Genomic DNA, 22909 nt, shown 5'->3' with positions numbered 1-22909 from the left:
GCGGAGCACGGTCCCGCCCGGAGGGCGCCGGCCACGGGGTACGGCCCCGCACGGGAAAGCCGGGGACCCGGGTCCGCACGGGAAAGGCGCGGGCCGTGAAGCCCGCGCCTTCCTGTTCGTCCGGTACCCGCCCGCTCCGCCGAAGCGCCGGTCACATGTGCGACCCGTCGGCCGGAGGGCCCTTCGCGGGGCCCTCCGGCGTCTCTCACGACCGGCGGACCGGGATGATCCCGCTCAGGACGGCGGGATCAGCACAGCGGGACGATCGTGGTGGTGCAGACCGCGCCGATCGGGTAGGCACGGACGACCCCTACGACGGGACGGGTGTAGATCACCGGCCGGGTGTACACCAGCGGCCTCGGATAGACGACCTGCTTGGGCGGGTAGACCACGGTCACGCGCCCCCCAGGTCCCTGCGGACCGGACACACCGGGCGTTCCGGCGGGCCCGGGCGGGCCCTGCGGACCCTCGGGTCCGGGCGGACCCTGCGGACCCTCGGGTCCGGGCGGACCCTGGGGACCTTCCGGACCGATGTCGCCCTGGGGGCCGACCGGACCCTGCGGACCGATCGGGCCGATGTCGCCCTGGGGGCCGATCGGTCCCTGCGGACCGGCGGGACCGGGCTCACCGGGCAGACCCGGCAGCCCCTGCGGGCCTTCCGGACCCTGCGGACCGGCCGGGCCAGGCTCACCCTGCGGGCCGGGCAGACCGGGCTCACCCTGCGGACCCGTCATGCCCATCGGACCCATCGGGCCTTCCGGACCCTGCGGACCGGCGGGACCGGGCTCACCCGGAGCACCGGGCAGACCGGGCTCACCCTGCGGGCCGGCCGGACCGGTGTCACCCGCCGGACCCTGCGGACCCGCCGGACCGGGCTCACCCGGCGCACCCGGCAGACCGGGCTCACCCTGCGGACCCGTCATACCCATCGGACCCATCGGGCCCTCCGGACCCTGCGGACCGGCCGGACCCGTGTCACCCGCCGGACCCTGCGGACCCGCCGGACCGACATCACCGGGCAGACCCTGCGGACCAGCCGGACCAACCGGGCCCTCCGGACCCTGCGGACCAGCCGGACCGGGCTCACCCGGCGCACCGGGCAGACCGGGCTCACCCTGCGGACCCGTCATGCCCATCGGACCCATCGGGCCCTCGGGGCCGGCGGGGCCGGCCGGGCCGGGGAGACCGGGCTCGCCCTGCGGACCCGGAAGTCCGGGCAGACCCTCCGGTCCGGGCTCGCCCTGCGCACCCTGCGGGCCTTCCGGACCCTGCGGACCGGCCGGACCCTGCGGACCGACGCCGCCCTGCGGACCGACCGCACCCGCCGGGCCGACCGGGCCGGCCGGACCCTGCGGGCCCGCCGGACCCTGCAGACCGGTGTCACCCTGCGCACCGACCGGGCCCTGCGGCCCCACCGGTCCGGGCGGGCCCTGCGGACCGGCCGGGCCCTGGGGTCCGGGAGGACCGGGGGGAACGGCACAGAGCGATTCGGGAAGGCGAAGCCACCTGCACAGCAGGATGTAGTTGCCTGCCGCCACGGGCGGAGTGGGAGCGACCGTCGGTGGGGTGGGGGCGGGAAGAGGCACCGCCGTTCCCCCCGACGGAATACAGAACGTGTGGAAGGTCACCATGAGCGGGCTGTCGCCGCAGAAGGGGTCAGGATCCGCCTTGCTGCTCTGCACCTGCTTCGGCACCTGCCTGGGTGCTGTGGTGTCGGCGAACGCCGGAGCGGACGCCTGAGTGAGGACGGCCCCGGCGAGTGCACCGCTCGCCAGGACGCTTTTCATAAGGGTAGCCACGACGTCTTCTCTACTCTTCCCACGCTCGCAAAAAACCCGGTACGGGCACTTTTGAATCATGGCGGGGAATCAGGAAACAGTGCCCCCCGGAATCGTTTGACGCACCTGACGAGGAGAGCGCGTTTCTTTACCCATCACCCCCACAAAACGTCGAATAAAAGCAGATGTCCTTAACATCCCAACAGCACCGCCAAATGCCTTATCACGCTCGATGCCGACAACATCGATGAAGCAGCTAAAAAGGCGGAAAGCCGTACATCATTCCAAAGTGAAAGGTAACCGGAGAAGCAGGGGGAGCACCGGCGTCCCCGGCGGGAGGGCCTCTCGGCGGGGCCCCGAGGGACTCTCCCGAGGCTCTCCGGGGGAAGTCCCCCCGGAGGCTTCTCCCAGAGGCTTCCGGTGGGTTTTCCGGCGGATCCTCCGGGGAGTGGACCGGGGACCGCGCTCTCCCCAGAGCCGCGGCCGCCCGCTAATGTGCTTGACGCCCGATCCCCCGCTACCGAAAGGCGGACGCGCCCATGACGGACGACTACGCGACGACTTTTAAGATCATCGACGTCGACGGCGACGGCCTGATCTCGGTTGAGGAGTTCACCCGCCTCATGGAGGTGCTCGGCCAGCCGGTCACCCCCGAGGCGGCCCGTGCCGCCATCGCCAAACTCGACCAGGACGGCGACGGACGCATCTCGCTTGAGGAGTTCGCCGGATACCTCCGGTAGGGCGGGCGGACGCGCCGTCCCACCCCGCTCTCCACCGGCCGTGCCGGGCGCGGATGAGCGCCCGGCCCGTGGATCCCCCTTGCAGGCCACGACGGGCCAGCCACGGACCGGACGCAGGTCAGGTCCATTCCCGGCCCTCCGGGCCGTGACACCTGCCGGAGTCACCGTCCGTCGGCGGCGGCACGCCCGTTTCATCTCTTTCTCGGAAATTTCCATCAGCCGTTTTCAGGTGCGCCCGCTTTTCGGCCGTTCACGCGCGAGCTCGGGCCTGCGGACGTAGACGGGGTCCCCGGGCCGGATCATGTCGTAGATCGGCCTGGCGTTGTGGAGTGGAACGCGGATGCATCCGTGCGACGCCGGGTGCCGGGGCACCTTCTCGGAACCGTGGAAGCCGATCTGGCCGTTGAAGTAGACCGTGTAGAACTGGTCGCCCAGCGGCCCGCTGGTCCACCCGGGCGTTCGCAGCCAGGCGCGGAAGTCGCCGGTCGGCGTGACCGCCACCCCACAGTGGCCCTTCTCGCAGTAGTGCTCGCCGTTGCCGGTGGAGATGTGGGTGACCAGCTCGGGCCTGCCGTTCCGCCATACGGTCAGCAACTGGCGGCGCAGGTCGATCTCCACCCGCGTGGGACCGCCGGACGGCACCAGCGGCCTGATCCGTGCGGGGTGGGCGAGCGCGCGCCAGGTGGGGCCGTCCACCTCGTCGACCGGGGGCAGCCCGTTCGCCTTCTGGAAGGCCCACACGGCCGCGCGCATGGCGGGGCCGTACGTGGAGCCGGGCGGCCCCGCGGCGAACCCCAGCCGGCTCAGCCTCCGCTGGACCGCGAGGACGATCGTCCCCTCCGCCCCGAACCGCAGGACCGGGAGCCTCACGGCGGCGCGCCCGCGGCCGGAGGGCGGTCGCCCCGGATTCACCGGCCGTCCCGGCGGGGCCGCCAGGGCGCCCGGGGCGACCGGTGAACCCGTGGTGCTCGCGGGACCCGGGGGCCCCGCGGAGCTCCCGGGCACCGGAGGACGCGCCGTCGCGACGTCGCCGGGTGCGAGCCGGAACGGCAGGACCGCCGTCAGCAGGAGAGTCGCATTCACCGTCAGCAGACAGTTGATGGTCTTTCGCATTTTCCACGCCCATCCACGCTAAGGGGGAGAACGCTCAGAAGGAGCGCGAGTACCGCCGCTCCTCCACGGCCATGCGCACCAGTCCGACGGCCTCCCGGGCACATCCCCAGGAAAAGCTGAATCCGGCGCCGCCGTGCGCGAAGTTGTAAACGACCTGGTCTTCCTCGTCCCATTCCAGGCAGACGTTCTCGCCGCGGAACGGGCGCAGTCCGACCCGAACCGGCTCGTCGGGATCGATCCTGGCGCGGCGCAGCGCGGGCATGAACGCGAGGCACCGCTCGTACATCTCACGGATGGGGGCGTGGTTCTCCAGATCGATTCCGGTGTCCCACTCGTCTTTTTCCGCCAGCCCGCCGAGAACGAGGAGATCCTGGTTACGCGGAACGATGAAGACGATGTCCTGCTCGTCGTGGCGCTCGTCGTGGGAGACGCAGTGGGCCTCCTCGATCCGGGGACCGCGCAGGCCCCCGTTGCGGACCCGGACGAGCGCGCCGCGCAGCGGGTACATGGGGACGCCACGCAGCTCGGCGGTGCCGAGACCCGCGCAGCAGACGACCAGTCCGGCGCCGAACCGCTCGCACAGCTCGGCCTGCCGGGCCGCCAGCGGGCCATCGACGCGGTGCCGCGCCACCCGTACGCCGTGACGGACGACCTCGCGCATCAGCCACGCCATGTACTGGTCGGTGTCGATCACGGGTGCCAGGTGGGAGTAGGCGTCGACCACGCCGTAGCCGGGGCTCACGCCGTTGCGCCCGGCGAGCGCCGGGTCGCGGAGGAAACCGCGGACCTTCCCGGCGAGCTCCCGCATCTTGTGCAGATCATGCGGGTTCTCCTCGACACGGTGCCGGAAATAGAAATTGGACCTTCGCATGGCCACTCCCGGCACCTTGGCACGGGCCATCTCGTCGAACATCCGGTACGAGGTGACGCACCAGTCCTTGGACCGGGCGAGCGATATCTCGTCGTGATGGTAACCGCACACCGCCGGCGGCCACTCCCACAAAGCCCCCGCGACGACCGACACGATGTCGGGCGCGAATCTGTCCGCGACGACGGTGACCCGGAAACCCTCTCTGGCCAGACACAGGGCGGTCGTCAATCCGCTTACACCGGCCCCGACAACGAGTATTCTCTCCGAATTCGCGCGCACCTGGGAACGCCTTCTTCCTGAATTCACCCGGATCGACCGGTATCTCGGCACGGCCGGCCGTGAAATGGCCGCCCCGCCGTAGCACTCAAACGACTCCAAGGGTAGATCCGGGCGCCGACGCCCCCCGGAGCGTCGGCGTGCCCGGGAAATCCCGCGAACGACCACGGAACCAGGACGAATGATGAACGATCAGGGAGATCTCCTGGACCGGACGCGGGTAGCCCCGGCGGCCGCCGAATGCTCCGATGACGGCCGGTCGACCCCGTTCCGACCTCCACGGGCCGATCGCGCCGATCGGCCCGGCGGAAGGTTGACGCTTTTTTGGCCCGGCCGCAGGAATGACCCGCGCCCGACCCGGGCGCAAGGGGGGAGATTGCCTGTGTTGCTCGGCAGGCTCGCCTATTCGCCCCCGGTGGGGGCGATGGACGGAGGCGGCCGGACGGGTCTCGCTTGTGCGGGAACATGATGGCAAGGAGGGGTTTGGGCCCCGCATGACGGACGCCCCGCCGGAGAACCGGCGAGGCGTCGCGGATCTTTCTCTGATCGGTCGCGGATCGGTCGTGGATCGACCGCCGACCCATCGTCCGGATCAGCCGTCCGGGGGTCCACCGGAACGGCGCCCGGACGGTGACCGGGTGGTCGTCAGGCGGTGGTGAGATACACCTGGCTGACGACCTCGGCGAGCTTCTTCAGGTCCCCGGCCGCGTCGGTCTCGGGCGTGGCCGGGTCGTAGACGGCCGCGATGCGGCGCTGGATCGGGCCGAGCTTCTTCAGCTCGTCCCAGGCGGTCAGCCGGTTCACCGCGCCCTGGGCGGTCCGGACGCGGGTCCAGAGGTTCACCTGCTGGGCGGCGCCGTCCTTGACCGGCGCGGACACCCGCGTCGCGACCTGCTCGGGAGCGACCTGGCCGACGAGGCCGGTCTCCTCCGCGGCCACCTGGGTCAGGACGTCCCAGGCGCGGGCGCGGACCTGGATCCACTGGTTGCGGTGCGCCTGCGCGGCGTCGATCTTCCAGGTCTGGTAGCCGCCGTACAGCAGGCCGGTGTCCAGGGAGATCTGGTCGATCCGCGCCGCGTTCACGTAGCCCTCGACCTTCTCGGGGGCGAGCAGCGGGTACCGCTTGGTCATCTCGGTCTTGCAGGCGGCGTCGGCGCCGCAGGCGAGCTCGGGGACGACCGTGTGAACGCCCAGCCGCTTGCCCGGGGCCGCCTGGCGCAGCGCGGCCGACGCGCCGGTGACGAAGGCGCTGACCTCGGCGTCCGTCGCGAACGTCTTGTTGTAGCCGAGCTGCGAGGTGAAGCGGATCCCGGTCACCTCGGGCCGCGCGGCCAGCGCCGCGACGCGCTTGACGGCCGCGGCGAAGTTCGCCGGGCCCGCCTTCCAGTCGTCGGCCAGCTCGGTGTCGAGCCAGACGCGCAGCCCGCCGCCCCGGGCGGCGGTCACCGCCTGACCGGTGGGGGTCTGCGCGGCCGCGGTCACCTCCTGGGCGGTGGGAGCCTGCACGGCGGGCTGGGTGCCCTGGGCGCCCTGGGTGGTCGCCGGGGTGGCGGCCGTCGTCTTCGCGCCGGTGCCGCCGGGGCCGGTGAAGCTGCCGTCGTCGGGGCCGGTCACGCTGCCGTCACCGCCGATCCCGTGCCCGTCGGTCGAGCACTGCTGGCCGCTCTCGCACTCGGGGGCCCCGCCGTCCTCGGCGTCCTCGGGAAGGGGGGAGCCGTCGTCGCCGACCGCGCCGTCTCCCTGGAGCTCCGCGCAGTAGTTGCCGGGGGCCGAGCAGTCGATGAACTTGCCCTGCAGCGGGGTGGCGTCCTTGAGGTTGGCGTTGTCGTTGTTCATCCAGAACCTCGCGACGTCGAGGGCCTCGTCCGGCTTGGCCAGCCAGTGGCACACCACGTACGCCGGGGCGTCGGCGCTCATCAGATCGTTGCAGCTCCGGGGATCGTCCTGGGAGTAGGCGGCGACCGCGGGGGTCACCGCCCCGATGACCGTGAGCACGGCGCCGACGGCCAGGGTTCGCCGCAGAGTGAGTCGCATTCTTTAAGCTCCCGGGTAAAGCCGGTCAAAACGATCGTTTGGCACTCTATCCGGATCATCCTTGTCTCAACAGGCTTTGTCAGGAACTCATAGAGTTCCCCCAGGTCCCCCCGCACCCCACCGAACCCGTCCCGCACCGCTGAACCGTCCGGGCCGTCCGGCCGGTTCGGGCCGTTCTCCCGCCGCACCGCCTCGCCCCGCGCCCGCCGCCCGGCGACGGGGTACCGATAATCGAAGCATGATCTCCGTACGGCGGGCCCGCTGATGGCGGCCGAGTCCTCGCAGACCCTGGAGCGCGGGCTCCGGCTGCTCCGCCTGCTGGCCGACGGCCGGCGCGGCCGCACCCCCACCGAACTGGCGGCCGAGCTGGAGCTGAGCCGCCCGGTGGTCTACCGCCTGCTCACCACGCTCCAGAACGAGGGTTTCGTCCGCCGGGGCGGTGACGGCCGGGTCCACCTGGGGTTCGGCGTGCTCGTGCTGGCGCGGGCCGTACAGCCGCTGCTCCGCGAGGGCGCGCTGCCGACGCTGCGCGGACTCGCCGAGGAGGTGGGCGCGACGGCGCACCTGACCGTGGCCGAGGGGGACGACGGCCTCGCGGTGGCGGTGGTGGAGCCCTCCTGGACCGACATGCACGTCGCCTACCGCGAGGGATCCCGCCACCCGCTCAGCCGGGGCGCGGCCGGGCACGCCATCCTCGCCCTGCGGCAGGGCCGTACCGGCTATGTCGTCACCGAGGGACAGCTCCAGGAGGGTGCCCGCGGCGTGGCGGCGCCCGTCACCGGTCTGCCCTGGCTGGAGGCGTCCGTCGGGGTCGTCGCCTTCACTCCGCTCGATCCGGAGGCCGTCGGCCCCCGTGTCGCCGCCGCGGCCGCCGAACTGGGCCGCACCCTCGCCTGAGAAACGCGGCGGGACGCATGTCGGAACGTGGCGGGCCGGCGGAATCCGTGGGATCCGTGAGATCAGTGAGACCCACACGGGGCCCGCTGACCTGTCGGCCGATCCCCCGGATCCTTCCCAGGGGACGGTGATCCCCAGGGTGAATGCCCTTTCCGCCAAGAATTCTCCGCACGGAAAGCCGTTCACCGCAGCAAAAGACACGGGCCAGACGGCTTATAGGAACATGTTATTATCCCGCAATTCCATTGACCGGATAAAGAAGATTTGTCATATTGTCGCAATGATCCGATCTCGTCCCCTCGCCGGAGCGGTTCTCGCCTCCGTCCTGCTGGCCGGTTCCGTCACCACCGCGGCCACCGCCGCCGCCACGCCGGTCCCCGCGACCCCCGCGATCGCCACCCTCCCCGCCGCGTCCGCCGTGTCCGCGCTCGTGCCCACCGGCGCGACGGCCCGGCCGTCCAACGGCAAGCTCCTCTACGCCCGCCTCAGCGACGGCCGGGGCGTCCTGAAGATCAAGAACGGCACCACGCGGGACGGGGTCGTCACCCTCGTCCGCGGCAGGACCAAGGCGATCAGCCTCTACGTCCGCGCCAGGTCCACCGCGAAGACCAGCGTGGTCGAGGACGGCACCTACCGGGTCTACTTCACGACCGGCTACCGGTTCAGCGTCTCCAAGGGCAGGTTCACCCGGGGCGCCTCCTACCAGCGCTTCGACAGCCGGCTGAAGTTCACCACGACCTCGACCAGCGCGACCAGCTGGACCCTGACCCTCAACCCGGTCAGGGGCGGCAACGCCCGCGCGAGGCACATCAGCCCCAAGGACTTCCCCGCCTGATCCCCGCCCCGTCGCGGCCGAGCGGGTGCGCGCCCCGAACGGGCCGCACACCCGCTACCGCGCCCCACATCGCGGAAGCCCGGGTGCGGCGGCCCGTCCGGATCAGGCGATCGGTTCGAGGAACTCAAGGCGGTTTCCGTGGGGATCCTCGCTGTAGAAGCGCCGCATCCCCGGGAAGTCGTCGTCGAAGGTCACCGGGTGACCCGCCTCCGTCAGACGCCGGGCCCACCCGTCGAGATCGTGGACCAGCAGGCCGGGGTGCGCCTTGCGTGCCGGGCGGAAGTCCTCCTCGACGCCGAGATGCAGCTCGATGCCGTGCCCGCGGAACCAGCAGCCGCCCCGCGCGGCCAGGACGGGAGGCTTGGGGATCTCGGCCAGACCGAGCACTCCCTCGTAGAAGTCCCGCAGGACGGGCTCGCTCCCCGGTGGGCAGGCGAGCTGGACGTGGTGCAGCATCACGACTCCCTGAAAGTATCTTGACATCAAGCTACTTTGTCCTGGATCGCTCCGCCATCCACCGCCCCGCCCGGTCGTCGCTCCGAGGTCGTCGGTTCTTCGGGGTCAGGAGGGTGCCGGAGCCCCCAAGGTGTCGCGGTGGCGGTAGAGGTCGCGCAGGAGCAACGCCTCCGCGCCGTGGTGGATGACCTCGCGGTTGATGTGCAGCACCAGCGCGGCCATGGGGTAGTCGGCGAACGGCCCCTCGGCCGGGCCGCAGGGCCGGGCCAGGCCCTCGGCGCCGAGCGCCCGCACGCCGTCCGCCCAGGCGGCGTACGCCTCGTCGAGCTGCCTCAGGGCCTCGCCCGCCGTACCGGCGTAGGGGAAGGTCGCGTACTCGGCGGCGGGGCCCCCGAAGTGCGCGGCGGTGCGCGCCCCCAGGACGCCCACGATGATGTGGGCGAGGCGCCAGGCGATCGTCGTCACCGGCGGCGGACTCGGCTCGGGGATCGCGAGGTCGATCGTGAAGTCCCTGTTCCCGACCGCGCCGGACACGTTTCCGACGACGCCGGCCGCGGCGCCGTCACCGTGGGGACGCGCACCTCCGGTGGCGCCGGGGGCGGCGGCGGCTGCGCGGGGCCGTACGCTCCAGCAGCCGGCGACCGGCTCCCAGAGGTACTCCTCATCGGTCAGACCGTCGAGACGGGGCCGGAGGTGGTGACGCCAGTGCCATTCGAGCTGGTCGAGGAGCAGGTCGTTCCAGTCCGGGGTCGTATCGGGATGAGTGGTCGTACCGGAATGGGTCATGGCAGGACGATAGAAACGATCGGGGACCGTATCGGTCCTCGATCTCTGGCAATCTCGGCCCATGTCCCACACACCGGCGCTCGACACCTCCGCCAGGCTGCTGAAGCTGCTGTCCCTGCTGTGGTCGCGCCGGGACTGGCCGGGCGCCGAGCTCGCCGCGCGGCTGGGCGTCACCCGCCGCACCGTCCGGCGCGACGTGGAACGGCTGCGCCTGCTCGGCTACCCGGTCAGCGCCACACCGGGGGTGGCGGGCGGATACCGGCTGGAGGCCGGGGCCACGCTGCCGCCGCTGCTGCTCGACGACGAGGAGGCCGTCGCCGTGGCGATCGGGCTGCGCCTGGCGGCCGGCGGCGCCGTCACCGGGCTGGAGGAGACCTCGGTACGGGCGCTGGTCAAGCTGGAGCAGCTGCTCCCGGCGCGGTTGCGCCGTCGTCTGACCGCGCTGCACGCCGCGACCGTGCACCTGCCGGGCCGGGCCGCGGCGGTGGACTCCGCGGCGCTGTCGACGCTCGCCGGCGCCTGCCGGGACCGGGAGCGGCTGCGGTTCGCCTACCGCGACGCCTCCGGCGCGGCCGGTGACCGTACGGTGGAGCCGTACCGGCTCGTCCACGCCGGGCAGCGCTGGTATCTCGTCGCCCTGGACCTGCTGCGCGACGACTGGCGGACCTTCCGGGTCGACCGGATGGACGCGCTGCGGCCGACGGGCGCCCGTTTCGTCCCGCGTGACCCTCCCGACGCCGCCGCGTTCGTCGCCGCCTCCGTGTCCACCGGCCCCTACGCGTTCACCGCCCGGGTACGGCTCGCCGCCCCGGCGGACGCCGTCGCCGGGCGCGTGCCGCCGACGGTCGGCGTCCTGGATGACCTCGCCGACGGCACGTGCCTCCTGACCACCGGATCGGACTCCCTGGACGCCATGATCGCCCACCTGATCCTCATCGGCGTCGATTTCGAGGTGCTGGACCCGCCCGAGCTGGCCGACCGCGTCCGCGCCGCGGCCGCCCGCCTCACCCGCGCCGCCCCGGCCCGTCCGCCGGATGACCCTTGACGATCATGACGATACGGGCGGCTTCCGCGCGTTCTCCCGCGATGTCGTCATGATCGGCGAGGGGGACGGGTGATGCCCGGGGTCAGCGGCCGGTCGCCAGGCCGAGGCCGCCGTTGACCGGGACGACCTCGCCGGTCATGAACCCGTTGGTCGCGACGAGCAGGACGGCCTCGGCGACGTCCTCGGGCCGTCCGACGCGCCCCACCGGCAGGGCCGCGGCGTGCTCGGCGAACATGGCCGCCCGCTGCTCCCCCGGCAGCCCGTACCACCACGGGGTGTCGATCACGCCGGGTGAGACGGCGTTGACCCGCAGCGGGGCCAGCTCGACGGCCAGCGGCGGGACCATCGCCTCCAGCGCGCCGTTGATCGCGGCCAGGCCGGCGGTGCCGGGCAGGGCCGCCCGCGCCGAGGACGCGGTGAGGAGGGTGACCGAGCCGTCCTCGGTCATCCGGGGCAGCGCCGCCTGGAGGATCCGCAGATGCGGCCAGACCTTCCGCTCGAACCCGTCGCGCAGGCCGTCCAGATCGAGGGAGGCGAACGGCCCCGCGCCGGAACCGCCGCTGAGGGCCAGCACCAGGTGGTCGTATCGGACGTCCTCGGCGAAGAAGTCGGCCACCTCCTCGGGCGAGCAGCCGTCCACCCGCCGCGCGGTGACCTTGCCGCCGATCCGCCCGGCCGCCGCGCCGAGCCGGTCGGCATCGCGGCCGGTGATGACCACCTCGGCATCCCGCTCGGCGAAGAGCCTGGCGACGGCCTCGCCGATCCCCGAGCTGCCCCCCATGACCAGTGAACGTGGTCCGGACAGCGACATGGGTCGCCCCCTTTATTTGTCGATACTCATCGTCTCGACAAATAATTACCGAGACTACAAGTCTCGTCAAGTAGGATCGGGGCATGCAGACCGGCGGCAGTGACCAGACCACCCGCCGCCCGCACACCGGGCGGCGGCGCAACGAGGCGGCACGGCGGGCGATCCTCGACGTCGTCGTGGACCTCATCGGGCGGGACGACGACGCGCCGGTGACGATCGACACGATCGCGGCGGCGGCCGGGGTGGGGAAGCAGACCATCTACCGCTGGTGGCCCTCCAAAGGGGCCGTCCTGCTGGAGGCGATGACCGAGCGCGCCGACCTGGACATCCCACCACCCGACACCGGGACGCTCGCCGGCGACCTGGAGGCGTTCCTGCGCGCCACGTTCCGTCTCGCCGGGCAGGCGACGATGGCTCGCCTGCTACGCAAGGTGATGGTGGAGGCGCAGCTCGACCCCCAGATGGGCGAGGCGACGCGAGCCTTCCTCGCCCGGCGGCGGAGCGCGCTGCGCGGCCTGTTCGAGCGGGCCGCCGAACGCGGTGAGGCCGCCCCGGGCGGCGACCCCGACCTGCTGGTGGACCAGGCGTTCGGCGTGCTCTGGTACCGGATCCTCGTCGGGCACGCCCCCCTCACCGAGGCATCCGCCACCGAGCTGGCCGGCGCCCTGGCAGCACAGGCCGTACGGCGGGCGCACGGCGAGCCGGACCCGCCGCGCTGAAGGCGGCGACGCGCCACCCCGCCACCTCCGGATCGCCGGAACCGTTGTCACCCGGCCGTCGGCTCCACCGCACGCCCTTCCCGCACCGCTCGGCCGGGTCCACCGCCGGCGGGCCTCACCGCAGGGCGGCCCACAGCCCGGCCGTCCCGACGATGACGTCGAAGACGACGCACCACTCGGCGAGCGACCGCGCCACCACCCGCCCGTCCCGCCAGAGGAACGCGTCCCCGACGCCGTGGCCGAGCAGGCCGGCCGCCATCAGGAACAGGCCGAGATCCGGGGAGAGGTACGCGGCGCCCAGCGCGACCGCGACGCAGCCGAGCGCCACGGGCAGCTGCGCGGCGCGCAGTCCCGTGCCGCGCAGCCGTCCGTTCGCCAGGCCCGCCGCGGCGGCCAGGAAAGCGGCGGCGATCAGAACCGGCCGGGGGTCGACGCCGATCATCCGCGTCAGCACCACCACGGCCGTGAAGGCGATGATCACGCTCCAGGTGAGGCCGGGGCGGCCGATCACGGTGACGGTCAGGTACCCCGCCGCCAGCAGGGGCAGGATCACCGAGAACTCGCTTCCGCCCCCGAGGTCGGAGACGAGGACCGCCGCCACGGCGATCGCCAGCCAGGTGGGCCAGCGTCGCGCGAACGCCGCCGCCGCGCGGGCGAGGGGGCCGCGCGCGGGCCGGCCGGTCCCGGGCGCGGACCCGGCGGCTCCGGAGGCGGGCCGATCGGTCCCGGGCGCGGACCCGCCGACCCTGGGCGCGGACCCGGCGGCTCCGGGGGCGGGCCGGTCGGTGCCGGGTTCCTGTCCGGGGGCCGGTTCCCGGGCCGAGGGCGGATCCGGCTCACGGACCGGTTCCGGGGCCGTGACCGGGGTGTTGCCGTAGGTGTGTTCCGTCACGGTTCGACGATGGGACGCGGCGCGTTCCCGTCCGCACCCGGCGGCGCGACGGGTCCGGAAACTTGGGGAACACGTCCTTACGGCACCGGCCTCCCCCGCCGGGGGCCACCACCCACGATCGAGCGCCTCGCCCGTGCCCTGCCGTCGGTCATGGTGATACGGCCGGCTCCCATGGGGAGGCCCGGTGACACCCCGGCCGGGCGGGGATCCCCGGGTGCGGCGGGGATGTTTGACAGGGCCCGGCCGGGTGACGGAAGGTTGTACGTATAAAGGACAGTAGTGTCCGATAAGCGGACATTCTGTGTCACCCTCTGCAGGCTCGGAGAGGCGCATGCCGTACTACCGCATGGTGGGAGAGGTTCCCCGCAAGCGACACGTGCAGTTCCGGCGGCCCGACGGCGGACTGTACGCCGAGGAGCTGATGGGCGAGGAGGGCTTCTCCAGCGACTCGTCCCTGCTCTACCACCGCCACCTGCCCACGGCGATCCTCAAGTCCGAGGCGGTCGAGCCCACGGCGGCGACGGCGCTCGCGCCCAACCTGCCGCTGTCGCCCCGGCACTTCCGCACCCAGGACCTCCCGGTGGGCGGCGACCTGGTGACCGGGCGCGGGCTGCTGGCCGGCAACGCCGACGTCCGCATGTCGTACGTCGCGACCGAGACTCCCAGCGAGCTGTACCGCAATTCCATGGGCGACGAGTGCGTCTACATCGCGAGCGGCCGGGTCCGGTTCGAGTCGACCTACGGCGTCATCGAGGCGGGCGAGGGCGACTACGTCGTCGTCCCGACCGGGACCATCCACCGCTGGGTCCCCGAGGGCCGGGTCACGGCCTTCACCATCGAGGCCGCCGGGCACATCCGGCCGCCCAAGCGCTACCTGTCGAAGCACGGGCAGTTCCTGGAGCACGCCCCCTACTGCGAACGCGACCTGCGCGGCCCGCGGGAGCCTCTGATCGTCGAGGGTGAGGAGGTGCCGGTTCTGGTCCGCACCCGCGGCGGGCTGACCCGGCTGGTCTACCGCAACCACCCGTTCGACGTGGTCGGCTGGGACGGCTGCCTGTACCCGTACGCGTTCAACATCAACGACTTCGAGCCCATCGTGAAGGGCATCCACGCCCCGCCGCCGGTGCACCAGACGTTCGAGGGCCCGAACTTCGTGATCTGCTCGTTCTGCCCGCGGCCGCTGGACTTCCACCCCGAGGCCGTCCCGATCCCCTACAACCACCACAACGTCGACTCCGACGAGCTGATGTTCTACGCGGGCGGCGACTACACCGCGCGCCGTGGCTCGGGCATCGACGTCGGCTCGATCTCGCTGCATCCGGCCGGGTTCACCCATGGCCCGCAGCCGGGCGCCGTCGAGGCCGTCATCGAGGCCGTACGGCAGGGCCACACCCGGACCAGCGAGCTGGCCGTGATGGTCGACACCTTCCGTCCCCTCGACCTGGGCCCGGCCGCCCTGTCGGTCGAGGATCCGGCCTACGCGTGGACCTGGGCGCGATGAGGCTCTTCGCGGACCTCGTCGACGACGCGGGACTGTTCCCGCCCACGGCGCTGCCGATGGCCGACGCGCTCCGGCGGCACCGCGACGACCTGGCCGCGGGCAGTCCGGTGCTCACCCACCGGTTCCTGTGCCCGGCGAGCCGCCTCGCCGAGCTGCGCGCCCATCTGGAGGGGGCGGGGTTCCCCGCCGCGGGCTCCCCGGCGGGCGGAACCGGGCGGGCGGACCGGGCCGAGCCGACGGACCGGCCGGGGCGGGCGGGTCCGTCCGGGCAGGCGGACCAGGCCGGACGGACGGACCAGGCCGAGCGGGCGGACCAGGCCGAGCGGGCGGACCAGGCCGAGCGGGCGGACCAGGCCGAGCGGGCGGAACCGGCGACGGAGCCGATCCGGCTCGGGCTGATCCTGGACGTCCCGGAGGTCCCGCCGCACGACGGCCTCGACGGACTCACCGTCGAACTGGTCGAGGTGCCGGGCGGCCGACCGGTCGCCCTGGACATCCCGGCGCGGCAGTTCGTCGAGGTCACCGCCGCGCAGCCGCCGATCGAACCGCCTCCCGGGGTCGGGCTGAAGATCAGGTGCGGCGGCGCGACGGCGGCGGCCTTCCCCACCCCGCAGGAGCTGGGCGCCTTCATCACCCACTGCGCCGAGCGCGGCATCCCGTTCAAGGCGACGGCGGGCCTGCACAACGCGGTCCGCCACTTCGACCCGGCGCTGGGCGTCGACCGGCACGGCTTCCTCAACCTGGTGCTCGGGGTCTGCGCGGCGGCCGAGGGCCGTGACCCGGTCCCGGTGCTGACCTCGACCGACGTGGGCGAGCTGGTACGGCTCGCGCTGGCCGTACCGGACGGCACCGCCGAGCGCGCCCGGAGGCTGCTGGTCTCCTACGGTTCGTGCAGCACGGGCACACCGATCGACGACCTGACCGCCCTGGGGCTCATCGGCGCGTCACCGGCCGCGACGGGGTACGGGACCGGGATGGCCGGCGACGGAGGAACGGCCGGCGCGGCCGCCGATCCGACGACGGCGACCGCCGGTCCGACGACGAAAAGGGTCCGATGACGAAGGAAACGGGTCCGATGACGAAGGAAAAGGAGAAAGCGTAATGTCCTGGGGCCTTTCCAACCTGCCCTACGGGGTCTTCACCCGGAGGGAGGGCGAGACCCCGCGCGTCGGCGTGCGGTACGGCGACCACGTGCTGGACCTCGCCGCGGCCCTGCACGACGAGGTGTTCGCCACCGGGTCGCTCAACGCGTTCATGGCCCGCGGCGTCACCGCCTGGCGCGAGACCCGGGCGCTGATCCAGAACCGGCTGAGCGACGACCCGGCGGTCAACGCCTACCTCGTCCCGCTCGCGGAGGTGCGGATGCACCTGCCGTTCGAGGTGGCCGACTACGTCGACTTCTACTGCTCGCTGGAGCACGCCTCCAACCTCGGCCGGATCTTCCGCCCGGACGACGAGCCGCTGAAGCCGAACTGGCGGCACCTGCCGGTCGGCTACCACGGCCGCGCCGGGACCGTCGTGCCGTCCGGCACCCCGGTCGTGCGGCCCTCCGGCCAGCGCGGCGCCGGTGTGTTCGGTCCCTCGGCGCGGCTGGACATCGAGGCGGAGCTCGGGTTCGTCGTCGGAACGCCGACCGGCATGGGCGAGCGGGCGGGGCGCTTCGAGGACCATGTGTTCGGCGTGACGCTGGTCAACGACTGGAGCGCCCGCGACATCCAGGCGTGGGAGTACGTCCCGCTGGGCCCGTTCCTCGGCAAGTCCTTCGCCACCTCGATCTCGCCGTGGATCACCCCGCTGGAGGCGCTGTCGGAGGCCCGGGTCGCCGGGCGGGAGCAGGACCCCGAGCCCCTGGACTACCTGCGCCGCGAGCGGCCCTGGGGACTGGACCTGACGCTGGAGGTCCGGCTGAACGGCGAGGTCGTCTCCCGCCCGCCGTACCGGGAGATGTACTGGACGCCCGACCAGATGCTCGCCCACATGACCGTGAACGGCGCGAGCCTGCGCACCGGCGACCTGTACGCCAGCGGCACGGTCTCCGGGGCGGAGCCGGACCAGCGGGGGTCGCTCATCGAGCTGACCTGGAACGGCGCCGAGCCGCTCAAGCTGGCCGACGGCTCGGTCCGCTCGTTCCTGGAGGACGGCGACACGGTCACGATCTCCGCGACCGCCCCGGGGCCGGGCGGCGAGGCGATCTCGCTCGGAGAGGTGTCGGGCACGATCCGGCCGGCCCGGTAGGCCCCCGGCAGGTCCGGGCAGGCGCCCGGCGGACAGGGGGCGGGTTCAGCCGCGGACGGCGCAGACGAGGCGGTTGTGGCCGCGCTGCCAGAGGGTGCCGACCTCGGTGAAGCCCGCGTCCCGCAGGGCGCCGGCGTGCTCCGACAGCAGGGAGGACTCCGAGCCGTGGTGGCCGGCGCCCGCGGTGGTCCGGGCGGCGTCGAGCGCGGCGAGGCCGGGGTCGGCGGCGACCGCCTCCCACCACTGCCGCCAGTCCTCGGGGCGCTCGCCGGCGAACGCGCGCTCGGTCTCCCGGTCGTGCACGGCGCGTTCGAGGCGGGCGAGGGCCGGGGTCACGTCGTCGGTCTCCAGGTGGTCGCCGTTGAGCAGGATCCCGCCCGGACGCAGCACGGTCGCCACCTCGGCGTACATCTTCGCCAGGTCCGGCCCGGAGATCCAGTGCAGGGCGGTGGTGCTCACCGCGGCGTCGGCCGGGCCGTCCAGGCCGAGCGCGGTGCTCCAGCCGGGCGTGCGCAGGTCGAGGCTCACGAATCTCAGGTGCGGGTACGCCGCCCTGCCCAGTCCGAGGAGCAGCGGGTCGGCGTCGACGGAGACGACCCTCGCCCCGGGCAGCCGCTCCACGAGGCGGGCCGACAGCGAGCCCGGACCGCAGCCGAGGTCGATGACCACCGGGTCGGGGCGGCCCAGCGCCTCCACGGCGTCGATCAGCGCGGTGAAGCGCTCCTCCCGGTCGGGCAGGTAGCCCTCCTGCTGGCGGTCCCAGCGCGCGATCCACTCCAGTGCGGCATCGTGGGTGAGCACAACCATCTCCCTGTGACTGTCGAATAGGATTTGGACAGTTACAACGTAGAGCACGAAGGTGTAACCGGTCAATTGGATTTCAACAGTCACACAGATGCGATCGTCCGGGTGGCCGTGGGGCTGGTCAACGCGCTGACCCCCGGGGAGGCACGGGGCCGCCCCCACCCGGCACCCGCCGATCCCGCCGCCGCTGCCGCCGCCGCCACCGAGGGCGTGCGCACCGGTCACCCGGGCCACCGCGAGGTCACCGAGGCCGAGGCCGCCGAACTGGCCGGGATCGCCGCCCGGCTGCGCGAGGTCTTCGTCGCCGTCGCGGCGGGCGACATCGACGCCGCGGCCCGGCAGGTCAACGCCCTGCTGGAGGAGACCCGCGCCCGGCCGCTGCTCCAGCGGCACGACGGTGAGCCGTGGCACCTGCACTTCCACGGTCCCGGCGGCACCGTGGCCGGAGACTGGGGGGCGAGCTGCGCCACCGGCCTCGCGATCGTGCTGGGCGGCGAGTTCCACGACCGTCTCGGCGTCTGCACGGCGCCGCACTGCGACCGGGTCTACGTGGACGTCTCCCGCAACGGCACCCGCCGGTTCTGCGGCACCGCCTGCCAGAACCGCGTCAAGACGGCGGCGTTCCGCGCCCGCAACAGGGACTCCTGACGACCCGCCCGGCCGGACGGCCGTACCCGCAGGTTCGCGCCCGGATCGGGTCCTTCCGGCGGCACGCCCCGATCGCCGCCCACGTGGGATTTTCCAGCGATCACGGTCCTGACGATCCGTCGGTCTCGTCATACCGTAAAGGCTCGTCATACCGTAAATGAAGGAACCTCTCGGGCGTCCCAGGCGTTGTAACAGGTAGGAGGGCTGGCGTATGGACGAGTGGACCATCTGGTTGATCCTCGCGGTGGTGCTGGGCATCGCCGAGATCTTCACTCTGACCACCGTCCTCGGCCTGCTCGGCGCCGCCGCCCTCTTCACCGCCGCCGCCGCGGGGCTCGGCCTGCCGGTGGCCCTCCAGCTCCTGGTCTTCGCGGCCGCCTCCGGTGCGGGGCTGCTGGGAGTCCGCCCGATCGCCAGACGCCATCTCCGGCAGCTCCCCCCGAGCCAGCGGTTCGGGGTCCAGGCCCTCGTGGGTAAGACCGCCTACGTCCTGCGTGAGGTGAGCGGCCGGGACGGCCGGGTGCGGATCGGCGGTGAGGAGTGGTCGGCCAGGGCCTACGACGAGACACTGGTGATCCCACAGGGGGCGGTCGTGGACGTCATCGAGATCGAGGGCGCGACCGCACTCGTCTATCCCCGAGAGTGATCCTCTGACCGACTCAGATTCCCGGATGTGACCATGGACCCATTGTTGCTCGTCGGCCTTCTCATCGTCCTGTTCGTGGTGTTCACCGTGGCCCGCTCGGTGCGCATCGTCCCGCAGGCCAGAGCCCGCAACGTGGAACGGCTCGGCCGATACCAGACCACTCTCAAGCCGGGTCTGAACTTCGTCATCCCGTACATCGACCGCGTCTACCCGATGATCGACCTGCGCGAGCAGGTGGTCTCCTTCCGCCCGCAGCCCGTGATCACCGAGGACAACCTGGTCGTCGAGATCGACACGGTCCTGTACTTCCAGGTCACCGACCCGCGGGCCGCCGCCTACGAGATCGCCAACTACATCCAGGCGATCGAGCAGCTCACCGTGACGACCCTGCGTAACGTCATCGGCTCCATGGACCTGGAGATGACGCTGACCTCCCGCGACACGATCAACAGCCAGCTCCGCGGCGTGCTGGACGAGGCCACCGGAAAGTGGGGCATCCGGGTCAACCGGGTCGAGATCAAGGCGATCGATCCGCCCAAGACCATCAAGGACGCGATGGAGAAGCAGATGCGCGCCGAGCGGGACAAGCGCGCCGCGATCCTCACCGCCGAAGGCCAGCGGCAGTCGCAGATCCTCACCGCCGAGGGTGACAAGCAGAGCGCGATCCTGCGCGCCGAAGGTGAGCGCAGTGCGGCGATCCTCAAGGCCCAGGGACAGTCGCAGGCCATCGACGAGGTCTTCCAGGCGGTCCACCGCAACGACCCCGACCCCAAGCTGCTGGCCTACCAGTACCTCCAGGTGCTTCCCGAGCTGGCCAAGGGCGACAGCAACACGTTCTGGGTGATCCCCAGCGAGGTGACGTCCGCCCTGCAGGGCGTGTCGAAGGCGTTCACCGAGGCGCTGCCGCAGTCGTCCGCCACCCGGCAGGCCCCGGCCGTCAACGAGGCCGCCGAACGGGAGATGGCCGAGGCGCAGAAGGCCGCCGCCGAGGCGGTCGCGGAGGCGTCCGAGGCCGACACCGGTCCCCGCCAGCTCGGCCCCGGCGCCCCGGCAGCCGCCGACCCGCTGACCGGGCTGAACGAGGAGCGTCCGGCCGCCGCCGTCCGCCGCGACGGCGGGGGGACCGACGGGACCGGCGCCAACGGCACCGGAGGTCAGACCGGTCCCGCCGGCCCCGGCGTCTGATCCCGCGCCCGCCCCTCTCCCCTCTCCGGGTTCCCGCCCGCCGTACGGCACCGCAGCGCCGTACGGCGGGCGGTGCCGTACGGCGGGCGCGTACGGTGGCCGGCGCGGCCTGCGGGGCGCGCACGGCGAGCGCGCGGCGGGCGCGGGCGGCGGGCGGGAATGGCCGGGGCGACACCGGGCAGGGAGACCCCGTCTTCTCCGAGCGTGAAGCAGCGCTGTGAGCGGGTTTAAGAAAAGCGCGATGGACACCTCCGGAGCCGGCCGGGCACAGTGCGTAAGGTCGTAACCGAGGGGGGATCCGTATGAAAGCGCTGGTCAAGGCGGAGGCCGAGCCCGGACTGTGGTTGATGGACGTACCCGTGCCCGAGGTGGGGCCGGGCGAGGTGCTGATCAGGGTGCTGCGCACCGGCATCTGCGGCACCGACCTGCACATCCGGAGCTTCGACGCCTGGGCGCGGCAGACGCTGCGCACCCCGCTGATCGTCGGGCACGAGTTCTGCGGCGAGGTCGTCGAGGTGGCGCCCGGGGTCGAGGACGTCGCGGTCGGCGACTTCGTCAGCGGCGAGGGCCACCTGGTCTGCGGCAGGTGCCGCAACTGCATGGCCGGGCGGCGCCACCTGTGCCGCAACACCGTCGGACTGGGCGTGAACCGCGACGGCGCGTTCGCCGAGTACCTGACGCTCCCCGCGTCCAACGTCTGGGTGCACCGCACGCCGGTCGACCCGGACGTCGCGGCGATCTTCGACCCGTTCGGCAACGCCGTGCACACCGCCCTGACGTTCCCCATGGTCGGCGAGGACGTCCTGATCACCGGAGCCGGGCCGATCGGCCTGATGGCCGCGGCGGTGGCGACCCATGTGGGCGCCCGCAACGTGGTCGTCACCGACCTCAGTCCCGAGCGGCTGGAGCTGGCCCGCAAGCTCGGCGTCTCCCTCGCGCTGAACGTCGCCCAGACCCCGATCGCCGAGGGCGTGCGGCGGCTCGGCATGCGCGAGGGCTTCGACGTGGGCCTGGAGATGTCGGGCCACCCGCAGGCGCTCCGCGACATGATCGCCAACATGACGCACGGCGGGAAGATCGCCATGCTCGGGCTGCCCGCCGAGGAGTTCTCCGTCGACTTCGCGACCATCGTGACCTCGATGATCACCCTCAAGGGCGTCTACGGCCGGGAGATGTACGAGACGTGGTACGCCATGTCCGTGCTGCTGGAGAAGGGCCTCGACCTCTCCCCCGTGATCACCGACCGCTTCTCCCACCGCGACTTCGACGCGGCCTTCGACACCGCCGCCAGCGGCAAGACCGGCAAGATCATCCTGGATTGGACCGCCTGATGTTCGACAACGTCCGCGACGACCTGCGCGCGACCCTCGACGAGATCGCCTCCGCCGGGCTGCTCAAGCCCGAGCGGGTCATCACCACCCCGCAGAGCTCCGGCATCGCCGTCGCCGGGGGCGGCGAGGTGCTGAACTTCTGCGCCAACAACTACCTCGGCCTGGCCGACCACCCCGAGGTGGTCGCCGCCGCCAAGGACGCGCTCGACCGCTGGGGCTTCGGCATGGCGTCGGTCCGCTTCATCTGCGGCACCCAGGAGGTGCACAAGGAGCTGGAGGCGCGGCTGTCGGAGTTCCTCGGCCAGGAGGACACCGTCCTGTACAGCTCGTGCTTCGACGCCAACGGCGGCGTGTTCGAGACGCTGCTCGACGACCGCGACGCGGTGATCTCCGACGCGCTCAACCACGCGAGCATCATCGACGGCATCCGGCTGTGCAAGGCCCGCCGCCTGCGCTACGCCAACCGCGACATGGCCGAGCTGGAGGCCCGGCTGAAGGAGGCGTCCGACGCCCGGCGCAAGCTGGTCGTCACCGACGGCGTCTTCTCCATGGACGGCTACGTCGCCCCGCTGCGGGAGATCTGCGACCTGGCCGAGAAGTACGGCGCCATGGTCATGGTGGACGACTCCCACGCGGTCGGCTTCGTCGGCCCCGGCGGCCGGGGCACCCCCGAGCTGCACGGCGTGATGGACCGGGTGGACATCATCACCGGCACCCTCGGCAAGGCGCTCGGCGGGGCCAGCGGCGGCTACGTCGCCGCCCGCCGCGAGATCTGCGCGCTGCTGCGCCAGCGTTCGCGCCCCTACCTCTTCTCCAACTCCCTCGCCCCGGTGATCACCGCCACCTCGCTGCGCATCCTCGACATGATCAGCGGTGACAGCGACGCCCGGGACCGGCTGCGCGCCAACACGACGCGGTTCCGCACGAAGATGACCGAGGCGGGCTTCGACATCCTGCCCGGCGACCACCCCATCGTCCCGGTGATGATCGGCGACGCCTCCGAGGCCGCGGCGATGGCCGAACGGCTGCTGGAGCGGGGCATCTACGTGATCGGGTTCTCCTATCCGGTGGTGCCGCAGGGCCAGGCCCGCATCAGGGTCCAGCTCTCGGCGTCCCACTCGGCCGAGGACGTGGACCGCGCGGTCGAGGCGTTCGTCGCCGCCCGCGGCTGACCTGCGGCCGGCCCGTTTCCGCGCCCCGGCCCGTTTCCGCGCCCCGGTTCGGGAACGGGCTTCAGGCCGGAGCCGTGGGCAGGCCGTGACCGGCGTTCCGGAACGGCGAAGGACGGCCGGCCAGGGGAAACGGC

Annotated in this window: 22 protein-coding genes; 13 read left to right on the top strand and 9 right to left on the bottom strand. The window is 72.5% G+C overall.

Features of this window, described 5'->3' with window-relative positions:
• Window positions 1-248 precede the first annotated feature (248 nt).
• Window positions 249-398 carry a hypothetical protein gene (locus tag ACZ6W9_RS24485; protein ID WP_389957639.1) on the bottom strand — a complete coding sequence of 50 codons (150 nt, stop codon included), beginning with the start codon at window positions 396-398 and terminating at the stop codon, window positions 249-251.
• Between the two features lie 1919 nt (window positions 399-2317).
• Between ACZ6W9_RS24485 and ACZ6W9_RS24480 the strand changes: the two genes are divergently transcribed.
• The gene (locus ACZ6W9_RS24480) at window positions 2318-2518 is read left to right on the top strand and encodes an EF-hand domain-containing protein (protein WP_362931472.1); all 201 of its coding nucleotides are present in this window, start codon (window positions 2318-2320) and stop codon (window positions 2516-2518) included.
• 225 nt (window positions 2519-2743) lie between these two features.
• Here ACZ6W9_RS24480 and ACZ6W9_RS24475 read toward each other — a convergent pair whose 3' ends face one another.
• The 3 genes from ACZ6W9_RS24475 to ACZ6W9_RS24465 form a co-directional block, all read right to left on the bottom strand.
• Window positions 2744-3388, bottom strand: coding sequence for a L,D-transpeptidase family protein (locus ACZ6W9_RS24475; RefSeq protein ID WP_389957644.1), 645 nt, complete (start codon window positions 3386-3388; stop codon window positions 2744-2746).
• Window positions 3389-3665: 277 nt separating this feature from the next.
• Window positions 3666-4781, bottom strand: a complete 1116-nt coding sequence (locus ACZ6W9_RS24470; RefSeq protein ID WP_470119790.1) for an FAD-dependent oxidoreductase — start codon at window positions 4779-4781, stop codon at window positions 3666-3668.
• 642 nt (window positions 4782-5423) lie between these two features.
• Window positions 5424-6812 (bottom strand): hypothetical protein, encoded by a 1389-nt coding sequence (locus tag ACZ6W9_RS24465; RefSeq protein ID WP_389957651.1) that lies wholly within the window; start codon window positions 6810-6812, stop codon window positions 5424-5426.
• Between the two features lie 264 nt (window positions 6813-7076).
• Between ACZ6W9_RS24465 and ACZ6W9_RS24460 the strand changes: the two genes are divergently transcribed.
• Both ACZ6W9_RS24460 and ACZ6W9_RS24455 read left to right on the top strand, forming a co-directional pair.
• Window positions 7077-7709 (top strand): IclR family transcriptional regulator, encoded by a 633-nt coding sequence (locus ACZ6W9_RS24460; protein WP_389957653.1) that lies wholly within the window; start codon window positions 7077-7079, stop codon window positions 7707-7709.
• 280 nt (window positions 7710-7989) lie between these two features.
• The gene (locus tag ACZ6W9_RS24455) at window positions 7990-8544 is read left to right on the top strand and encodes a hypothetical protein (RefSeq protein ID WP_470119788.1); all 555 of its coding nucleotides are present in this window, start codon (window positions 7990-7992) and stop codon (window positions 8542-8544) included.
• Between the two features lie 102 nt (window positions 8545-8646).
• Here the strand turns inward: ACZ6W9_RS24455 and ACZ6W9_RS24450 are convergent, their stop codons facing one another.
• Both ACZ6W9_RS24450 and ACZ6W9_RS24445 read right to left on the bottom strand, forming a co-directional pair.
• Window positions 8647-9027 carry a VOC family protein gene (locus ACZ6W9_RS24450; RefSeq protein WP_389957659.1) on the bottom strand — a complete coding sequence of 127 codons (381 nt, stop codon included), beginning with the start codon at window positions 9025-9027 and terminating at the stop codon, window positions 8647-8649.
• A gap of 78 nt (window positions 9028-9105) precedes the next feature.
• A complete protein-coding gene (locus ACZ6W9_RS24445) occupies window positions 9106-9786 on the bottom strand; it encodes a DinB family protein (RefSeq protein WP_389957662.1) in 681 nt (226 codons plus the stop codon).
• A 61-nt stretch (window positions 9787-9847) separates the two neighbouring features.
• On the opposite strand from ACZ6W9_RS24445, the gene ACZ6W9_RS24440 reads away from it, so the two are divergent.
• Window positions 9848-10831 (top strand): helix-turn-helix transcriptional regulator, encoded by a 984-nt coding sequence (locus tag ACZ6W9_RS24440; protein WP_389957665.1) that lies wholly within the window; start codon window positions 9848-9850, stop codon window positions 10829-10831.
• 82 nt (window positions 10832-10913) lie between these two features.
• On the opposite strand, the gene ACZ6W9_RS24435 is transcribed toward ACZ6W9_RS24440, so the two are convergent.
• Window positions 10914-11612 carry an SDR family oxidoreductase gene (locus tag ACZ6W9_RS24435; protein ID WP_470119785.1) on the bottom strand — a complete coding sequence of 233 codons (699 nt, stop codon included), beginning with the start codon at window positions 11610-11612 and terminating at the stop codon, window positions 10914-10916.
• 113 nt (window positions 11613-11725) lie between these two features.
• Between ACZ6W9_RS24435 and ACZ6W9_RS24430 the strand changes: the two genes are divergently transcribed.
• Complete coding sequence (locus tag ACZ6W9_RS24430; protein WP_389957671.1) at window positions 11726-12361, top strand: TetR/AcrR family transcriptional regulator; 636 nt, start codon at window positions 11726-11728, stop codon at window positions 12359-12361.
• Between the two features lie 115 nt (window positions 12362-12476).
• Here ACZ6W9_RS24430 and ACZ6W9_RS24425 read toward each other — a convergent pair whose 3' ends face one another.
• Window positions 12477-13253 (bottom strand): hypothetical protein, encoded by a 777-nt coding sequence (locus ACZ6W9_RS24425; RefSeq protein WP_470119783.1) that lies wholly within the window; start codon window positions 13251-13253, stop codon window positions 12477-12479.
• Window positions 13254-13584: 331 nt separating this feature from the next.
• On the opposite strand from ACZ6W9_RS24425, the gene ACZ6W9_RS24420 reads away from it, so the two are divergent.
• From ACZ6W9_RS24420 to fahA, 3 genes are read left to right on the top strand one after another with little or no spacing between them, the layout of a single operon-like run.
• Window positions 13585-14754, top strand: coding sequence for a homogentisate 1,2-dioxygenase (locus ACZ6W9_RS24420; protein ID WP_389957677.1), 1170 nt, complete (start codon window positions 13585-13587; stop codon window positions 14752-14754).
• Window positions 14751-15812, top strand: a complete 1062-nt coding sequence (locus ACZ6W9_RS24415; RefSeq protein ID WP_470119780.1) for a serine/threonine-protein kinase — start codon at window positions 14751-14753, stop codon at window positions 15810-15812. The genes ACZ6W9_RS24420 and ACZ6W9_RS24415 overlap by 4 nt, the downstream gene beginning before the upstream one ends.
• A gap of 43 nt (window positions 15813-15855) precedes the next feature.
• Window positions 15856-16989, top strand: coding sequence for a fumarylacetoacetase (gene fahA, locus ACZ6W9_RS24410; protein ID WP_362931450.1), 1134 nt, complete (start codon window positions 15856-15858; stop codon window positions 16987-16989).
• 45 nt (window positions 16990-17034) lie between these two features.
• Here fahA and ACZ6W9_RS24405 read toward each other — a convergent pair whose 3' ends face one another.
• Window positions 17035-17796, bottom strand: coding sequence for a class I SAM-dependent methyltransferase (locus ACZ6W9_RS24405; protein ID WP_470119778.1), 762 nt, complete (start codon window positions 17794-17796; stop codon window positions 17035-17037).
• A 66-nt stretch (window positions 17797-17862) separates the two neighbouring features.
• Here ACZ6W9_RS24405 and ACZ6W9_RS24400 point away from each other — a divergent pair, with 66 nt between their 5' ends.
• The 5 genes from ACZ6W9_RS24400 to ACZ6W9_RS24380 all read left to right on the top strand — a co-directional run bounded on the left by ACZ6W9_RS24400 (window position 17863) and on the right by ACZ6W9_RS24380 (window position 22775).
• Entirely contained in the window at window positions 17863-18441 is a 579-nt protein-coding gene (locus ACZ6W9_RS24400) for a CGNR zinc finger domain-containing protein (RefSeq protein ID WP_470119776.1), read from the top strand.
• A 211-nt stretch (window positions 18442-18652) separates the two neighbouring features.
• On the top strand, window positions 18653-19087 hold the full coding sequence (locus ACZ6W9_RS24395) for an NfeD family protein (RefSeq protein ID WP_362931444.1): 435 nt from the start codon (window positions 18653-18655) through the stop codon (window positions 19085-19087).
• A gap of 33 nt (window positions 19088-19120) precedes the next feature.
• Window positions 19121-20272, top strand: coding sequence for an SPFH domain-containing protein (locus ACZ6W9_RS24390; RefSeq protein ID WP_389957687.1), 1152 nt, complete (start codon window positions 19121-19123; stop codon window positions 20270-20272).
• Between the two features lie 302 nt (window positions 20273-20574).
• Complete coding sequence (gene tdh / locus ACZ6W9_RS24385) at window positions 20575-21603, top strand: L-threonine 3-dehydrogenase (RefSeq protein ID WP_362931440.1); 1029 nt, start codon at window positions 20575-20577, stop codon at window positions 21601-21603.
• Window positions 21603-22775 (top strand): glycine C-acetyltransferase, encoded by a 1173-nt coding sequence (locus tag ACZ6W9_RS24380; RefSeq protein WP_389957955.1) that lies wholly within the window; start codon window positions 21603-21605, stop codon window positions 22773-22775. The genes tdh and ACZ6W9_RS24380 overlap by 1 nt, the downstream gene beginning before the upstream one ends.
• Window positions 22776-22909 lie beyond the last annotated feature (134 nt).

The organism is Streptosporangium sp. NPDC053982 (assembly GCF_055585205.1).
This window is presented reverse-complemented; position numbering and strand designations above follow the sequence as displayed.

Coding starts and splice junctions, on each gene's coding strand:
- ACZ6W9_RS24460 (WP_389957653.1), top strand. CDS start 7,077: ATGGCGGCCGAGTCCTCGCAGACCCTGGAGCGCGGGCTCCGGCTGCTC.
- ACZ6W9_RS24395 (WP_362931444.1), top strand. CDS start 18,653: ATGGACGAGTGGACCATCTGGTTGATCCTCGCGGTGGTGCTGGGCATC.
- tdh (WP_362931440.1), top strand. CDS start 20,575: ATGAAAGCGCTGGTCAAGGCGGAGGCCGAGCCCGGACTGTGGTTGATG.
- ACZ6W9_RS24465 (WP_389957651.1), bottom strand. CDS start 6,812: ATGCGACTCACTCTGCGGCGAACCCTGGCCGTCGGCGCCGTGCTCACG.
- ACZ6W9_RS24430 (WP_389957671.1), top strand. CDS start 11,726: ATGCAGACCGGCGGCAGTGACCAGACCACCCGCCGCCCGCACACCGGG.
- ACZ6W9_RS24440 (WP_389957665.1), top strand. CDS start 9,848: ATGTCCCACACACCGGCGCTCGACACCTCCGCCAGGCTGCTGAAGCTG.
- ACZ6W9_RS24390 (WP_389957687.1), top strand. CDS start 19,121: ATGGACCCATTGTTGCTCGTCGGCCTTCTCATCGTCCTGTTCGTGGTG.
- ACZ6W9_RS24445 (WP_389957662.1), bottom strand. CDS start 9,786: ATGACCCATTCCGGTACGACCACTCATCCCGATACGACCCCGGACTGG.
- ACZ6W9_RS24420 (WP_389957677.1), top strand. CDS start 13,585: ATGCCGTACTACCGCATGGTGGGAGAGGTTCCCCGCAAGCGACACGTG.
- ACZ6W9_RS24380 (WP_389957955.1), top strand. CDS start 21,603: ATGTTCGACAACGTCCGCGACGACCTGCGCGCGACCCTCGACGAGATC.
- ACZ6W9_RS24435 (WP_470119785.1), bottom strand. CDS start 11,612: ATGGGGGGCAGCTCGGGGATCGGCGAGGCCGTCGCCAGGCTCTTCGCC.
- ACZ6W9_RS24415 (WP_470119780.1), top strand. CDS start 14,751: ATGAGGCTCTTCGCGGACCTCGTCGACGACGCGGGACTGTTCCCGCCC.
- ACZ6W9_RS24450 (WP_389957659.1), bottom strand. CDS start 9,027: ATGTCAAGATACTTTCAGGGAGTCGTGATGCTGCACCACGTCCAGCTC.
- fahA (WP_362931450.1), top strand. CDS start 15,856: ATGTCCTGGGGCCTTTCCAACCTGCCCTACGGGGTCTTCACCCGGAGG.
- ACZ6W9_RS24455 (WP_470119788.1), top strand. CDS start 7,990: ATGATCCGATCTCGTCCCCTCGCCGGAGCGGTTCTCGCCTCCGTCCTG.
- ACZ6W9_RS24405 (WP_470119778.1), bottom strand. CDS start 17,796: ATGGTTGTGCTCACCCACGATGCCGCACTGGAGTGGATCGCGCGCTGG.
- ACZ6W9_RS24480 (WP_362931472.1), top strand. CDS start 2,318: ATGACGGACGACTACGCGACGACTTTTAAGATCATCGACGTCGACGGC.